At 57.6% G+C, this 16,063-nt stretch carries 11 protein-coding genes and 2 pseudogenes; 11 read left to right on the forward strand and 2 right to left on the reverse strand.

The window, feature by feature from the left end:
- Positions 1-12 precede the first annotated feature (12 nt).
- Positions 13-1,200: a M20 aminoacylase family protein gene (locus tag P9254_RS24150; protein ID WP_063169331.1), complete on the reverse strand. Its 1,188-nt coding sequence runs from the start codon at positions 1,198-1,200 to the stop codon at positions 13-15.
- Between the two features lie 409 nt (positions 1,201-1,609).
- Entirely contained in the window at positions 1,610-2,077 is a 468-nt protein-coding gene (locus P9254_RS24155; RefSeq protein WP_063169330.1) for an Lrp/AsnC family transcriptional regulator, read from the reverse strand.
- Positions 2,078-2,921: 844 nt separating this feature from the next.
- On the opposite strand from P9254_RS24155, the gene P9254_RS24160 reads away from it, so the two are divergent.
- The 11 genes and pseudogenes from P9254_RS24160 (at position 2,922) to P9254_RS24210 (ending at position 16,017) form a co-directional block, all read left to right on the forward strand.
- Complete coding sequence (locus tag P9254_RS24160) at positions 2,922-4,100, forward strand: aminotransferase class V-fold PLP-dependent enzyme (RefSeq protein WP_063169329.1); 1,179 nt, start codon at positions 2,922-2,924, stop codon at positions 4,098-4,100.
- Positions 4,101-4,136: 36 nt separating this feature from the next.
- A complete protein-coding gene (locus tag P9254_RS24165; protein ID WP_063169328.1) occupies positions 4,137-5,285 on the forward strand; it encodes a M20 family metallopeptidase in 1,149 nt (382 codons plus the stop codon).
- Positions 5,286-5,686: 401 nt separating this feature from the next.
- Complete coding sequence (locus P9254_RS24170; RefSeq protein ID WP_063169327.1) at positions 5,687-6,865, forward strand: M24 family metallopeptidase; 1,179 nt, start codon at positions 5,687-5,689, stop codon at positions 6,863-6,865.
- A 973-nt stretch (positions 6,866-7,838) separates the two neighbouring features.
- Positions 7,839-9,317 (forward strand): NAD-dependent succinate-semialdehyde dehydrogenase, encoded by a 1,479-nt coding sequence (locus P9254_RS24175; protein ID WP_063169326.1) that lies wholly within the window; start codon positions 7,839-7,841, stop codon positions 9,315-9,317.
- Between the two features lie 13 nt (positions 9,318-9,330).
- Positions 9,331-10,734, forward strand: coding sequence for an aspartate aminotransferase family protein (locus P9254_RS24180; protein WP_063169325.1), 1,404 nt, complete (start codon positions 9,331-9,333; stop codon positions 10,732-10,734).
- A gap of 145 nt (positions 10,735-10,879) precedes the next feature.
- Positions 10,880-11,773, forward strand: coding sequence for a polysaccharide deacetylase family protein (locus tag P9254_RS24185; RefSeq protein WP_224570030.1), 894 nt, complete (start codon positions 10,880-10,882; stop codon positions 11,771-11,773).
- 462 nt (positions 11,774-12,235) lie between these two features.
- Positions 12,236-12,481: pseudogene (locus tag P9254_RS29140) on the forward strand (SDR family NAD(P)-dependent oxidoreductase); the annotation flags it as partial.
- A gap of 31 nt (positions 12,482-12,512) precedes the next feature.
- Entirely contained in the window at positions 12,513-12,710 is a 198-nt protein-coding gene (locus tag P9254_RS24190) for an SDR family oxidoreductase (RefSeq protein ID WP_063169323.1), read from the forward strand.
- A gap of 27 nt (positions 12,711-12,737) precedes the next feature.
- Positions 12,738-13,019, forward strand: a pseudogene (locus P9254_RS24195) (SDR family NAD(P)-dependent oxidoreductase); the annotation flags it as partial.
- Positions 13,007-13,213 (forward strand): SDR family oxidoreductase, encoded by a 207-nt coding sequence (locus P9254_RS24200; RefSeq protein WP_199489648.1) that lies wholly within the window; start codon positions 13,007-13,009, stop codon positions 13,211-13,213. The pseudogene P9254_RS24195 and the gene P9254_RS24200, both read left to right, overlap by 13 nt.
- 1,148 nt (positions 13,214-14,361) lie before the next feature.
- The gene (locus P9254_RS24210) at positions 14,362-16,017 is read left to right on the forward strand and encodes an MFS transporter (protein ID WP_063169321.1); all 1,656 of its coding nucleotides are present in this window, start codon (positions 14,362-14,364) and stop codon (positions 16,015-16,017) included.
- Positions 16,018-16,063: the final 46 nt, after the last annotated feature.

The raw sequence follows: 16,063 nt of genomic DNA on the forward strand, positions 1-16,063 counted from the left end.
TCAGACCGATCATCAAGACGTCGGACGGGATCCCAACGTGTTCTCTACGAGCTTGATCCAGTACGATGTTCCATAAGGAATCGCCTCGTCGTTGAAATTGTAGGCAGGGTGATGCAGGCCGGCGCTGTCACCGTTCCCGCACCAGACGAAAGCACCCGGCCGCGCCTGCGCCAGGAAGGAGAAATCTTCCCCCCCCATTACCGGTGGCGTCTCGAGCACATTGTTTTCACCGGCCACGCCCTTGGCCGCGCTTCTCGCAAGGTCGGTCTGCTGGACCTCATTGAAGAGAATTGCGTCGAAGCTCTGAAATTTAATATCTATCTTCGCGCCGGTTATCTGGGCGATGCCGGCGACCACTTCGCCCACCCGCTCCTTCACGAACTTGCGCACCTCCGGCTTTAGCGTCCGCATGGTGCCCACCAACTCCGCTGTTTGCGGAACGACGGGGACTAGTCTCTGCCCGGACTGGAACTGGTGGAACGAAATTCCTGCCGAGTCGACAGGGTCAATGTTCTGAGCCAGGATATGCTGCAGGGCCGTCACAAGCTGAGCGCCGACCAGAATCGGATCGATGCATTCATGAGGCCTTCCAGGGTGCCCCCCTCGCCCTTCAATGCTAATTTCTATGCTATCAGTTGCCGCCATCACTGGACCTTGCCGGATTCCGAAGACACCTACCGGCAAGCCCGGACGATTGTGCATTCCGTAGATGTGCTCGATGCCGAACCGCTCCATCAAACCGTCATCTAGCATGGCAACGGCGCCGGTACCGATCTCCTCGGCAGGTTGGAAGATCATGACCGCCGTTCCAGCGAAATTCCGAGTATCGGCAAGATAGCGCGCGGCACCCAACAGCATCGCGGTGTGGCCGTCATGCCCACACGCATGCATCAAGCCCTTGTTCTTGGACGCATAGGGCAGATCGGTCGCTTCGTTGATCGGCAGCGCATCCATGTCAGCGCGCAATCCGATAACCTTTGGGTTACCGTCGCTCACGACGCCGTTGCCCTTGATGACGCCAACGACGCCGGTTTTGCCGATGCCGGTCGCGACGGCGTCGCAGCCGAATTCGCGCAGGCGCTCGGCGACAAATGCCGAAGTACGGGGGATGTCGAAGCCCAGTTCGGGATGTGCATGGATGTCCCGGCGCCAAGCCACTATCTCGGGGAGAAACTCTGCGACGCTATTGAGAATTGCCACGGGGACTTTCCTTTCTTGCCGGTTGCAGGCGAATTTCACGCTTTGTCCTTGCGAGAGCCGGGAGACCCGTTTCCGCGCTGCCGGGAGCACAGCATCCTCTGTGCGACGTAGGCACCCCAGCTATTCCGCCGACTGAAGCCGCTCCAATTAGCCGGGGACCGACAATCCTGAATTCCGCTCCGCCCAGAATGTAGCAAGTGCCAAAGAGCTTGGTTGCGCGAAGGGCGCCTTGGTCCCGCAGAATATCATCGTTTTTTGGTCATTGGCGCATAACACCTGCAGGCTGAGAGGAGGTGCCCTGGTATATATGCGGGACCATTCAAAATAGGACAGCCGACATTCAGAAGTGCGGGACAACTGCGACCCGCGGAAGGCGCGTGGTGGTTGCCTGGGCGGGCTCTTTTGAAGGCTACTCTTCAGCAATTGGCAGAGCAAACGACGCCTTGATCCGATCCATTACAACGATTGTCTTGAACCCCTTTACTTCAAGATGTTCGTAAAAAAAACGACGGGTAAACGCCTCGTACTCGGCCATGTCCTGAGCAGAGACCGTAATAATAAAATCCGCTTCACCCGTAACGTAGTAAGCGTTCATGATCTCAGGCGTCCGCCGAATTGCCTGCTTGAAACGATCGATGATATCGGCGCGATCGCGCTCGAGAGTGATGGATACCAGCAGGAGCAGGGGCCGACCGACGGCTTCCGGTGAAACTATGGCAACGTCCGCTTCGATGACGCCAGCGTCTCGAAGTCGCTTTAATCTCCGCTGACAAGCGGTAGCCGATAGTCCGGCAAGTTCGCCCAATTCCTCTGTCGTAAGGCGATTGTTGCGCTGCACGACGTTGAGAATCTTCCGGTCAATTCGATCCAGATCCATTCACAATCTCTGCTCATGATGATATCGGCCAATGCCAAGGCCGCCAGTCCGTACGTCCAAAATGTAGCAAGTGCCAAACGCCCTCTCGGCGCTAAAGTCGGTCCAAGTCGCAGAAAATCGGCGTTTCTTTCGCCATCTGCGCACAATACCGGCATAGTATAACTATCTGAGGGGTGCCGCTGAATCGATGGGCGTTGCTGGTGAGCAGTTGCGGGCCAGCGCAAGAACGGCAGATTCGATCGGGTGGGGGCGATCCCCGGTCGAAAAGATCCTACCGATCTCGTTGCTCAGGCGCAGAAAACATGAGTTGCAGCACGCTCGCATCAGTTCGAGGCAAGCGTGTTAGGGAGCGACATCACCAAGGGTGTCGGCGTTGCAGCATAAATCGGAGACCATGAGAGTCAGGCTATGAACCGGCCCCGGCTTTCGGATGCCTTACGGCCCTCGCGCGTCGGCCGCGAGTGAACTATGATCCGCATGGGTGTGGGGCTGGAGGAGAAGGTCGTCGGCTCAGTCAGGCTAACGTCGCTCCAAGCACTGGTAAGAAGCCCTATCCGCGGTCTGAGAATTACCCAAATTGATCTCTCGTGAGGCAGTTGTTGCAGCTGCATTCCGTCGAGACGCTTCAGTGATCCGCGAGAATGGCTCGCGATCTCTGCGTGAATCGCGGTTTGGCGCAGGAATGCGGCGTGGGAGACCGAATGTTAGACCAAAGTCGGCACGAGCACCGTGTAAAATGGGCAGGTCAGCGCAGACCAGTCTGGCGGCATTCTTACCCTTGCCGGAACGATCGCCTGAACAAGGTAGCTCAACCGCCGTCCGCACTCCCAGGAGAGAAAGCCATATGCTTCCCTTGGACATCCTCCGAAAGGAGTTTCCAGCCACAGCAAACGCCATCTACATGGATGTCGCGAACCAGGGCCTCATATCAAGCACAACATTGGCTTCAATCGAGCCTCATTTGAACAATCGGCTGCATGGCCTAAACGACGAAGAAAGAATGCTCGAACACGTCGAGCGTACTCGCGCTAGGTTCGCACAATTTATCAATTCAGATCACGATGAAATTGCAATTACCAAGAATGCATCGGAAGGCATCAACATCATCGCTAATGCGATCGATTGGAGAGATGGAGACAACGTCGTTCTATGCCCAAAATTGGAACACGCAAATAATATCTTGCCATGGATTCAGATCAGAGACCGCTACAATGTCGAGTTGCGAGTCGTAGAGCCGGATAACGGCTCAATTCCCCCTGATGCATTCGTAAAGGCGATTGATTCTCATACCCGCGTTGTTGCCTTGGCGACGGTGACGATGGTTCCGGGGTTTCGGACCGTCATGGAGCAGATATCCGAAGCCTGTAGGCACTACGGTGCATTTCTTTTGGCGGACGCGACGCAATCTGTTGGGATACTCCACACCGACGTCAATCGACTTGGCGTAGACGGTGTAGCAGTGTCCACTGTGAAGGGTTTGATGGGTCTTTATGGATCGGGTTTTTTATATTGCCGTAAAGAATGGGCCGATCGGCTGAGCCCGGCCTATCTTGCGCGCTTCAGCGTAGATTTCGGAAACGCGCCAGAATCAGCTCCGGTACCTAGTTTTGTAAAGTTGCGCTCTGGCGCGCCCCGCTTTGATATCGGGCATTACAACTTCCCTGGCATGTTGGCTGCATATGCATCAATGGGCCAGCTACTTGATATCGGAACCGAGGCGATCGACCAGAGCGTTACCTCACTCGCAAAACGTATGGCCACTGGTCTCTTAGATATCGGGCTTCCGGTCTGCGGCGGGCCACCAGGCGCTCACACTGGAAGTATCGTAGCCGTTGGCGATTCCAGCGATCTTGTTGAAGGGCGCCCAGTCGACGCCCGCATTCGGTCGCTTCACGAGCATTTCACGAAGAACGGGGTAATCGTCTCAATACGCAGAGGCATGCTCCGGTTTTCCCTGCATCTTTACAACACCGCCGATGAAGTCGATCGCGTAATCAATCTGGCCAAGAGCTGGTCGAAGTAAGAGCGACACGGCTAGTTCATGCACACAGGAGAGTACATGTCGACCCAGAGCGCCGAGACTATCGGACTTCTCCAAGATCTTATAAAGATCGAGAGCATCAATCCATCGCTGTCGCCAAAAGGTAGTGGAGAGCAAGGTGTAGCCAAGTTCCTCGAGGGTTTTTGCAAGGAGCGGAAGCTGGCTTACGGGATACAGGAGGTGGCCGATGGTCGCTCGAATTTCCTGACCTGGGTACCTGGGAAAGAACCCGATAGGCGTATTCTATTCATTGCTCATATGGATACCGTTCCTATCGATAGGTGGGAATCAGATCCATTCTCGGGTGAGCAACGGGACGGGCGAATATATGGGCGAGGTAGCTGCGACACAAAAGGCTCACTTGCAGCTATGTTGATTGCGCTTAGCTCACTTGGTGAACGGCAGCCCCGGGCCACGGTTGTTGTGGCAGCCAGCATTGACGAAGAGTACCGCAAACTTGGCGCCCGCGCTATAGCCGATTCCGGTGTCGCTTATGAGGGTGCGGTAGTCGGTGAACCCACCGAATTAGAGCTCGTTGTAGCTCACATGGGTTCTGTCCGCTGGCAAATCGAGGTTCAGGGTGTACCGGCTCATACGTCGAAGCCTCATCTCGGAGTGAACGCGATCACGGGCATGGCCAAGGTGGTATTGGCACTTGATGAGCACCATCGATCCCTTGTGTCTCGGGCGCAGCACCCATTGGTAGGGTCATCACAGCTGACCGTGAGCCTCATCGAAGGAGGTTTGGAACTTACCACTGTACCGCCGGTATGCCGTATCTGGGTCGATCGGCGTCTCATACCCGGGGAGCGGCCGCAGGACGCGTTGGCGGAGGTAGAAAGCATACTGGAAGGCCTTCGCCAGGGCGAAGACAAGATCAATGTTCGGTCATTGCTTCCCGCATTGGAAGACCCGCCTCCAATCAGTTCCGGGTCGAGCAAAATTGCAGCAGTCGCAGGAGCGGCTTGTGCCCACGTCGCGGGGACCGGAGAGCAGAAGGGAGCCACCGGCGGCTCGGATGCAAATCAGCTGTCATTGGCTGGGATCCCGTGTGTGATTATCGGACCCGGGCGTACTGCCCAAGCCCATACGAACAACGAGTTCGTTGAAATCGATCAACTGACCAAGGCTGCTGATTTGTACCAGAGAATCATGCTCACATATTAGGAGTGGCCGGCCTGATGGGGGTGCTCAAACCCCGTCCATTGGGCCGCGGACGCCCCGGATGCTGCATGAGCGTGGCGGCCGCAACGTCCCGATCTTCGCTGGTCTCGTCGGCGCTTCCCACGTAGATCTTGCCGCCCGTGCTTGAAATTCTGTTGCGACAGGCAGAGTGCGTCTTCACCATAGGGAGGGCATGATCTTCCACCGGAGACGCAGAGCCACCGAAAATTTGGCGCTCATATGCGGATAACGTACGGCAAGTGCCTAGGAAATGCAGATTTTCCGCGACAAGAAGAAATCCTCGGGGAAAACAGCCTCTTGTGACGTGATACGAAGAGAAAGTATGCGGACAGGACGAATGCCTGATCCGTTCGAGGAATGCCTGTTTTGAAGGACTCGACGAGATGAAATATGAGAAGCCATTTCCGCCCGAGGAGTTTCGGCGTCGTGTTCATGACGTGAAGCAGCGGATGGAGCGAGCGGGGCTGGACTTGCTGATCTGCCAGGATCCCGCGAATATGTATTGGCTTACCGGCTTTGACGGCTATTCGTTCTACGTGCCTCAGGTGGTCTTAGTGCATCTCCAGTCGGACATGCCCCTCTGGTTCGGACGTTTCGTCGATGTAAATTCCGCTTATATAACGACGGATCTGCCTAGAGAAAATATAAGCTCATTTTCCGATCATAGACTTCAACATCCAGAATTACATCCATTTGACGATCTTTGCGAGCTTATCAATTCGCGCGGCTGGGGATCTGATCGAATCGGTGTCGAGCTTAACGCCCACTTCTATACTGCCCGAGCACATCAACATCTCGTCAAAGGCCTTCCGAATGCAAAATTCTCTGATAGCCGCGAATTAGTCAATTGGGCACGGCTTATAAAATCTGACCTTGAACTAGTCTACATGAGAGAAGCGGGCCACCTTGCAACGCATACGATGCAGACGGCAATCGCTAACCTAAGGCCTGGAGTGCCGCAACATGAGGTCGTCGCGGAGGTGTACCGGGCCCAGACACGAGGGGTGGACGGTAAATATGGCGACTCTAGCGGTCCTCCTCTTATCCAGACTAGCGAACAAACGAACGCTCCGCACCTCAGTTGGACCGAGGAGCCCTTGCCGACCTCTGGCCTGGTTCTCATGGAGTTCGGCGCCACCCGACGCCGCTACTGTGCGCCGCTGTGCCGCACCGTCCACATCGGAAAGCCACCCGCAGAGGTCTCGCGTCTTGCTGAGGTTATAGTGGAAGGCGGGGATGCTGTGCTCGAGATGGCAAAGCCTGGTACCGTCGTTGAGGAGCTTAATGCGGTGTGGCAAGATATCCTCAAGCGGAACGGGTATATCAAGATAGGCCGCTCCGGCTATTCAATCGGACTCAACTTCCCGCCGGAATGGGGCGAACGCACGGTTAGTATTCGCGCGGGCGACAAGACCATCCTACAACCAGGAATGTGCTTCCATTTTCAGTCGGGGGTTAGGCTCGAAGGGTTCGGCGCCGCCATCTCTGAATCATTTATTGTAACCGAAAGGGGCGGTGAGCGATTGGCAGATGTTGATCGCCGCTTGATCGTCGTGGACTAGGTGATTTGGATGTGACCCAAATCGTTTTGCGATCTCACTGGGTCCGTTCGAAGCCGGTTGAAATTTGTTTCTGCGGCGAGCGGATGAACGGATCTAGCTTAAGGACGGCGCTGTCTGAGAGGTGCGGCATGCCCAACCTCTGGGACAGGAGAATCTCGCCTAGCACATGAGTTCTCTGCATCAGCGGAGATTAAGATCCGTAGGCCGAAATGAGCCACCTGTGACGCGAGCGCGGCGTGAACGTTGCCCCATTCTACAAATGCGCGGATGACGCAAGAGGACTTAGCTTTTGAGGAGCATTGAGGACGAGTTTACGCGCGCCTGAAGCGGGCTCTTGCCAACCCTGCGCGCCGGTGGGAACGCGAGTATGGTCCGCCCCGTCCGTGCAACACGTCGCGACATCAGCACACGTTGTTCCCGATAGATGGCTCGGCAGCGAAGCTCGCCTTTTGCCCGGGGCTCGCTTCATCCTTTTCTGCTGTTTCGTGCGACTTCACCACTTCACCAAGTGAATGTCTGGGTTATCGCGGGGACCTCAATTTCGGGACCCCAAGACCTCCTTCCGAATGAAGTCGTCCGCGATGCCATCGTGTCTGAAGCGGTCGCGGTCACCCTGCACAGTGCCGGACGAAAGTAGCCTTGCGGCGAGTTCCGTCTAAGATTCGAGGCGGTTGCGCCTGCGTCAGTGCGCCTGATCGGTGTCGGTCGAGAACTTAATGCCACGAGGCCAGATCGGGAACTCGGGATCGGGAGATCGGCGCTGGAACCAACTACTTTCCGCGCCGCCGGCGACCAGCGCGACCTTCGCTCGCGGTCGCTAAGCCTCCTGGCAAGTGAAGTTGTGAGCCGTGTCCAATTCTACGCGAATTGGCTGCTGTTTGCAGGAATGCAGCTAAAGGGGCATCAACTGCGCTGCCGATCGGCGCTGTGGCAGCAATAACCTAAAGGCATCAGCATACCATTGGAGTCTTAGATGAGGGGTACGTCAATCACGGCATTACGCAGGCTCAAACGGCCAGACCTTTTGCGTGGTGATGCGTATCTGAACGGCGCCTGGCTCTCCAAATCAGATACTCTTGCCGTGTTTGATCCTGCCAGCGGTGACGAGATCGCTCAAGTTGCGGCTTGCGCAGACGCCGACGTTGACGACGCGGTCCATTGCGCAAGAGCAGCGTTCCTCAAGTGGCGCGACATGCTTCCGTTACAGCGTGGTGCATATCTGCGGAAATGGGCGGCAGGCATGCGGGAGAGCGCCGAAGACCTGGCTGTCATCATAACGGCCGAGCAAGGAAAACCGATTGCTGAAGCCCGCGGCGAAGTTTCATACGCTGCCGGCTTTTTAGATTGGTTTGCAGGGGAAGGGGAGCGGGCTTACGGCGAAACGATTCCCAGCCATCTCCCCGCAAGCAGGCTGGCCGTGCATTTGCAGCCGATCGGGGTGACTGTCGCCATTACGCCATGGAACTTCCCAGCGGCAATGATCACCAGAAAGGCTGGAGCTGCACTGGCCGCTGGCTGCACAATGATTGTAAAGCCGGCACCCGAAACGCCACTGTCGGCCCTCGCGCTTGCCCGCCTTGCCGGGGATGCTGGCATTCCGCCCGGCGTGTTTCAGGTGATCACGGGCGAAGCTCCGCCACTTGCCAAACGGCTGTTGTTGCATACCCACGTGCGTGCGTTCTCTTTTACGGGCTCCACCGAGGTCGGCAGAATCCTTCTCGAGCAATCCGCGAAGACAGTGAAGAAAGTCTCGCTCGAACTTGGCGGCAATGCTCCTTTCATCCTTTTCGGCGATGCGCCGATCAACGCTGCGGTCGCCGGTTGCATGGCAGCCAAGTTCGCGACATCCGGTCAGGACTGTCTCGCGGCAAACCGGATTTATGTGCAGCGAGAGATTTACGAGCATTTTACGGAAAAATTTGCCGAGGCCACCAGTAAACTAAAGGTCGGGCACGGATTGGAGCCAGGTGTCGACATCGGTCCGATGACAAAGACGTCTGGTGCTGACAAATGCAGGCACCAGGTTTCTGAGGCTCTAGCAGCCGGGGCTCGAATGGTAGCAGGCGCACAGCACAATTCGCTTGGCGGGAACTTCGTCACGCCGGCCGTGCTTGCTAATGTGACCGATGACATGGTGATTGCGAAGGACGAAACGTTTGGACCTGTCGCTGCAATCCTGCCCTTCGACGACGAACGGGAGGTGGTCGCGCGAGCCAACAATTCCGAGATGGGACTTGCGGCCTACGTCTATACCCAAGATCTCAACCGAGCCATGCGGCTCTCCGACCGGCTCGAATATGGCATGGTTGCCGTGAATACTCCAAAATTTACGGGGCCGGGCATTCCGTTCGGCGGCTGGAAACAATCCGGCCTTGGTCGCGAGGGCTCAAGGCACGGTCTTATCGAATATCTCGAACCCAAATACCTCTGCATCGGCAACATCGCGGCCTGAAAGGAAGCATTCAATGACCATCAACATCAAAGAGATCACCGAAAAGGACCGCAACTCGGTCTTGCATCCTTTCACTCAGCTTAAAGATTTCGCCACTGGCAAGCTCGGCGACCCAACGATCGTGGTGACAGGGAAGGGGATCCGCATCCAGGACGCGCATGGCAACCAATTTATCGATGGCTTTGCCGGCCTATACTGCGTCAATGTCGGGTATGGCCGCACGGAAGTCGCCGATGCGATCTCGCGTCAGGCCTATCGCTTGGCGTATTACCACTCCTATGCGGCGCACACGACCGACGAGCTTGCGATCCTCTCCGATCGCCTTGTGAAGATGGCGCCGGGCAAGATGAGCAAGGTGTTCTATGGCATGTCCGGCTCGGATGCGAACGAGACCCAGGCCAAGCTTGTTTGGTACTACAACAACCTGCGTGGCAAGCCGACCAAAAAGAAGATCATCTCCCGTGAACGCGGCTATCACGGCTGCAGCGTCGTGTCGGGCTCGATGACGGGCATGAGCTTTTATCACGACCACATGGACCTGCCACTTCCGCAGATTGTTCACACGGGTGTTCCACATCATTACTGGGGCGCAACCCCGGGCGAAACCGAGCGCGAATTCTCCGCTCGCCGCGCCGCCGAGCTTGATCAGTTGATCGAGCGGCTCGGCCCGGACAACGTCGGCGCCTTCATTGGCGAGCCCGTCCTCGGCACAGGTGGTATCACGCCTCCGCCGGAAGGCTATTGGGAAGCGGTACAGACGGTCCTCAAAAAACATGATGTGCTGCTGATTGCCGATGAAGTGATCACAGGGTTCGGCCGCACCGGTTCCATGTTCGGCTCACAGCACTATGGCATCGAGCCAGACCTCATCACGATCGCTAAAGGTTTGACGTCGGCCTACTTCCCGCTTTCAGCGGCAATCGTCGGTGAGAAGGTGTATAAAGTCCTGGAGGATGGAGCCGACAAGGTCGGGGCATTCTCGCACGGCTACACCTACTCTGGTCATCCGATCGGCGCCGCCGCGGCCAACGCGGTCCTCGATATTGTCGAGAAAGAAGACCTCCCCGGCAATGCGCGTGACGTCGGCGCGTTTTTCCAGGCGCAGTTGCAGGAGAGGTTCGCGCAGTTGCCGATCGTCGGCGAAGTGCGGGGCGTCGGTCTTATGGGCGCAATCGAGTTCGTTGCCGATCGCGACAATCGGAAGCGTTTCGATCCGGCGCTCAAGGTAGGTGCGCGAATCTCGAAGGCCGCCCGTGACCGTGGTCTTATCGCTCGGGCCATGCCGCACGGGGACATTTTGGGCTTTGCTCCGCCGCTGGTTACAACCAAAGCTGAGGCGGAGGAGATTGTTGCAATCGCAGAAAGCGCCGTGCGCTCGGTTATGGATGAGCTTGTTCGCGAGAGTGAGAAAATCTGAATGAGTTGGGCCATCTTGTCGTAATCAAGGCGCAAACTCAAGCGACGGCCTGATCGGCTTGCGGGGCTGCCAGCTGAGCTGGTGCCGCGTTCCGCTCATTGAGTTTTCGGCGGAATTCAATGCAGACACTGCTCAGGAGGAACTGGTGGCCAATTCGACCGCACTCAATCCCTGGGAATGGCCTGAAAGCCATTGGCGGCGGCGCATCAACAAAGTCAGAGCGGGCAAGGCACTAAGACCAATGTGGCCCGGCGGTAAACGCTGTGCCTTCGCCATCTCGTTCGACGTCGATCATGAGTCGAACGAATTGCGCAGGGGAGGGCGATCGCTAAGCAGATTATCCTGGGGTCAGTACGGGAGCCGACGAGGGATGCCTCGGGCTTTGGAACTCTTGAGAAAGTACGACGTTCCGGCGAGTTTTTTCGTTCCCGCTGTGATCGCTCAGTTGTATCCAGACGAGCAACGCGCAGTTGTCGATGAAGGCCATGAAATTGGCATGCACGGCTGGATACACGAGCTAAACTCGGAACTGAGCGCAGAGAGCGAGCGCTCTTTAATGATGAGGAGTGCCGACACTCTTGAAAAAATCACTTCCAAACGCCCGACGGGAATTCGAACGCCTTCCTGGGATTTTTCCGACGCAACTCTACGGATCATACGTGAAACCGGATTGACATACGACTCATCCCTTATGGCCGATGATAGTTGCTATGAGCTGCTGGAAGACGAGGAACCCACGGGAGTGATTGAAATACCGGTCGAATGGATTCGAGACGATGCCACTTATCTTTGGATGAGTCCCGATGGGTCTTCACGGCCAGATTTATCAGTCGACGACGTGCTTTCTGTATTTATTCGGGAGTTCGAAGGGGCCTATCAAGATGCCGATTTATTTCAGCTGACTCTGCATCCACACGTCATTGGATATCGCTCACGGATCTGGATCGTAGAAGAATTAATTCGACGCGCCAAAGCAAAGGGTGACGTTTGGTTCGCCACACATCATCAGGTCGCCGAGCGTGCGTCCTCATGTCTCTGAAAACTCTCAGACAGGAACGCCGGTAGAGTGCGGTGTTCTTGGGGCGGCGCAAGCCGTCCTGCGCCTCGACCGTTGCGGCGGTCACCAATGGATTTGGAATGACGCGGATCATCCGCTGTCCGGTATTCGCTTTCAGAGCGGGTACAGTGGGAGTTCTTATCTTGGAGGAGGACTACAATCTTGATTGACACGACCTTTGCCGGAAAAACGGTGCTGATTACCGGCGGGTGGCGCGCTTGGCCCGGCCAGTGCCAAACTGCTGGCGGCGGGTGGAGCGGATTTGGTGTTGGCTGACCTGTCGCAAGAGGCTCTGGACCAAACTCTGGCCGCCTGTCCTGGTGCCCGTTGAGTTGTCTGCGACGTGACCGATCCGGCGATGCTGGAAGGGCTGGTCGACCTCGCCCGCGAGAGCTTTGGCCGGCCGGTTGAGGGCTTGGTCGCGGCCGCTGGCATTACGGTGCGATGAAGCGGCTGATAGACGTGAAGGGTACGAAGCCATGTTCAGCTTCAACGTCGGGGCCATTTGGCGAATCTGCAAGCTGCATCCCGCAGATGCGCGAGCTTGGCCGCGGATCGGTGGTGCTCTTCAGCTCGACTGCTGGTCTGCAGGCCTCGAAGGACGTGCCGATCTATTCGGTGACCAAGGCGGCGGTTGTGATGATGACTCGCACGCTGGCGCTGAACCACGCGGCAGAAATATCCGCGCAAACTGTGTCTGCCCCGGAACCATCGCCAGCCGTTGGCCGAGGCCGGCGTCGCCTTCGCCCGGGGAGAAGCGGCACAGGTCGAGCGCCGGACGAAGATCATCGCTGCGCATCCGATGGGCCGAATGGGGTTGCCGTCCGAGGTGGCGACAGCTGTCGGCTATCTGCTGGACGATGCGGCGGGCTTCACCATCGGCGCCGCGCTTACGGTCGACGGAGGCAGCCTTGCCTAAGCTCCGGTCAGAAACACTGTCGTCGTCACCGGCGCGGCGCGCGGGATCGGTGCCGCAACAGCGGCGTGGCTTGGCTCGGAAGAGGCGTGGGTGTTGCTAGTGGATGTTCTGGATAAAGTGCACGACACAGCTGCGGGCCTTGGCCAGACGGCGCTCGTCTGCGATCTGGCCATGCCCGACGCCGCAGGGCGGGTTCTGGCCGCCTTGGATGCCGCAAGGATCGAGACGCTCGACGTCCTCGTGAACAATGCCGGCATTGGCGGTTCGAAGTCGCTCGCCGATACTGACGATGCCTTTTGTTCCCGCTGATCGATATCAACTTGCGTGCAGTCATCAGCCTGACCCGCGAGTTGCGGCCGCGGATGCGCCAGCCGGGCGGGCGGATCATTAATGTCAGCTCGATCCTCGGGCTTACGGGCTATCCCGGAACGGTAGGCTATTCGGTGGCCAAGGCCGGGATCGCGTATCTCACGCTCCAGCAGGCCGGCGAGCAGGGCCTGTAGGGTATAACCGTGAATGCGGTGGCGCCCGGCGTGGTCCCCACCGACATGACTCGAGCGCTGCACGTACGCAGCTACCAACGCCTGATGGTCGCGCCAATCCGCTCGAGCGCGTCTCCTCGCCGGAGGAGCAGGCGGCGGTGATCGCCTTCCTGCTTCGGACGACGCGTTCTACGTCTCGGGCGCAGTGATCCCCGTCGACGGCGGCTCCCGCCTGTCACAGTAGAGAAGAATAGCGCAATTTAAGCCTATACACAGGATGGCCCTGCAATTCCCGGATGCAGACCGACTCTGCCGGTAACCGGTTCCGGTGGTCGATCCTGTTAGCGGCGCCATTACCCGGCGCACATTTGATCGCGGTGGTGGGCAAGTTGAATTTACCCTTCGCGCGCTTCCCAGCGATCAATATGGCAGTGTCGTACTGCTCGGTCATTGTCGCAACGGTCGCGTTCAGCGTCGGCGCGAACCACAGCGCCTTGGCCACACCAGGTTGTAGCAGACGGATCGCCTCAGTGACCCGCCGAAGAAGCTGAGGCCGTCAATCCAGTCGGGCAGCTTTTGAGTCAGAGTTGGCAAAGGCTGCTCGAACTGAACGACTGTTGAGGAAAGCCTTTGCAGGCGCGGCGGGCGCGAGCACCGCGGGGAGCCGCAAAAAGGCACGCGGAGAGCTCTGCTGAGGCTGCAGTCAACTCAGCGTCCTTGGGAGCATATTGAAGTAGTATTTGCCCATCTCTCCCTGTTATGGCGATTTGAGAAGCAAAAAGCCCGTTCAGCGTTTAGCTTGGAGAATGTGCCCACTGCACTGCTCGCCCGCGAATCACCGATATTATGCAGATTTAGGAGCTCGACGCCGATCTCCTGCATTTGTTGGCGAGGATTGCTGGAAGAGTACCCATTCAATGCACTAAAATCCTGGAGTGGTCTGATCCTCATATTGTAAGTGTAGGCTGGCCTGATGCGGCTGGTTCCAAGTCTTCACAAAGGTTCCAACTACGCCTCCTCCCAAGGCGCATCGGCCCGGCAGCGAGTTCAATCTCCTGCCGGGCGTTGTAACTATTTGCGCACATTGGCCGATTCGGACCTTCAACGGGTTGGGCGGCTGCTGGCTGTCGGAGCAATGTAAAACTGGCTCATAGGCAAGAGTTAGATTGATGAGCAGTCTTGCGGACCAAGTCGCCGATCCAAATTCGCCAGGAGCATTTGCGCCCCTCAGAAATCCGAGCTTTCGTTCAATCTGGTTCGCCACGCAGGTCAGCTCGCTCGGCTGGTTGATGCAGACTGTTGCCATCAGCTGGCTGATGGCTACGATTTCGACTTCCGATCTGATGGTCGCGCTGGTTCAGGCTTCTTCAAACCTGCCAGCGTTCATCTTATCCGTCTTCGCCGGGGCCTTGGCTGATAATTTCAGCCGGCGCCGGGTCATGTTCGCCGGCCGGTGCCTTATGGTATTGGCATCTGCGATGCTGACGGCTTTTGTGGTGCTGGGCTTTGTCGATCCGTGGATGATCCTCGGCTTCAGCTTCTTGATCGCATGCGGCGGCGCTCTCCACGATCCAGCCTGGCAGGCCTCGGTTGGCGATATGGTGAACCGACGCGACGTTCCCGCCGCCGTCACGCTCCTCTCCGTTGGCTTCAACACTGTTCGGACCGTAGGCCCGGCGCTCGGTGGCATAGTAGTTGCCTCTTTTGGGCTGATGACGGCTTTCGCCGTAACCAGTCTTACCTATCTGGTCCCTTTGGTAACCATATGGCGCTGCAAGTGGATGGTTCGCTCATCACCTCTCCCACGTGAGTCGATGAGGACGGCGATCTATGACGGGCTACGCTTCACGGCGATGTCGTCGGAGATTAAGACGGCGATCACTCGCGGAACCCTCTTTGGTCTGGCGAGCATCGCCATTCTCGCGCTGCTGCCGCTGGTTGTCCGCGACCAGCTGGGAGGCGGACCGCTCGCCTATGGCACGCTCATGGCCGGATTCGGGACAGGCGCCGTCTTCGCCGGCATCTCGAACAGCGTGTTCAGACGGAGCTTGTCACAAGAGCGGCTGATGACGCTCGCATGCGTCGCCTGCGCGGCATGCTCCCTTTCGCTTGCGCTGACTTCTTCGATTGCAGTGGCGGCAATTGCACTCGCCATGGGTGGCGCGGGCTGGGTCACCGCCTGGTCCGGGGTCGGCGTGACCGTGCAACTGGCAAGCCCGCGCTGGGTCGTGGGGCGCACCATCTCGATTTACTATGCATTGATCGATGGCGGCATCGCAGCGGGCAGTTGGGTGTGGGGCACGGTGGCCCAGAACCATTCACTGACCTTGGCACTGGAGGGCTCCGCTGGAGCCCTTCTGCTGGTCGCCGCCACGGGCCTCCTGTTTCCCCTTCGCGAGCGCCGCGAATCCGATCCAGATGCTTTGGAGGACTTCGACGCACCGGCAGTCGCCCTCAATCTCAAGCCAAGAAGCGGTCCCATCGTGGTCAAAGTCGAGTACCTAGTGCCCGAGGAAAATCGCGAAGCATTCCTGGAACTCATGCGGGCGCGCCGGCATGTGCACAGTCGCGTCGGCGCTCGTCATTGGACTCTCCAGCGCAACCTTCAGGAGCCTATGCAATGGATAGAGACATTCCGCACGCCGACCTGGACCGACTACCTTCGCCTGAACCATCGTCTCACGGAAGCAGACAAGGAATTGGGTAAACAAGTGCTGAAATTGCATGCAGGACAGCTTCCGCCTAAAATCATGCTTTTTATCGAGCGACCAACAAGCTCGGCCCTAAAGTCCGATGAATCAGCACGTTATTTTCTCCGACACTGACTCTTCGAGGTTAACCCCTTGTATCTGCACGCAGAGGACTTTGTGC

The sequence above is a fragment of the Mesorhizobium sp. WSM4983 genome (assembly GCF_029625765.1).
In the GTDB taxonomy this organism is placed as follows: domain Bacteria; phylum Pseudomonadota; class Alphaproteobacteria; order Rhizobiales; family Rhizobiaceae; genus Mesorhizobium.

Excerpts from the sequence above, each read along its gene's own strand:
- P9254_RS24210 (WP_063169321.1), top strand. The coding sequence starts at position 14,362 with ATGAGCAGTCTTGCGGACCAAGTCGCCGATCCAAATTCGCCAGGAGCA.
- P9254_RS24155 (WP_063169330.1), bottom strand. The coding sequence starts at position 2,077 with ATGGATCTGGATCGAATTGACCGGAAGATTCTCAACGTCGTGCAGCGC.
- P9254_RS24170 (WP_063169327.1), top strand. The coding sequence starts at position 5,687 with ATGAAATATGAGAAGCCATTTCCGCCCGAGGAGTTTCGGCGTCGTGTT.
- P9254_RS24165 (WP_063169328.1), top strand. The coding sequence starts at position 4,137 with ATGTCGACCCAGAGCGCCGAGACTATCGGACTTCTCCAAGATCTTATA.
- P9254_RS24160 (WP_063169329.1), top strand. The coding sequence starts at position 2,922 with ATGCTTCCCTTGGACATCCTCCGAAAGGAGTTTCCAGCCACAGCAAAC.
- P9254_RS24175 (WP_063169326.1), top strand. The coding sequence starts at position 7,839 with ATGAGGGGTACGTCAATCACGGCATTACGCAGGCTCAAACGGCCAGAC.
- P9254_RS24180 (WP_063169325.1), top strand. The coding sequence starts at position 9,331 with ATGACCATCAACATCAAAGAGATCACCGAAAAGGACCGCAACTCGGTC.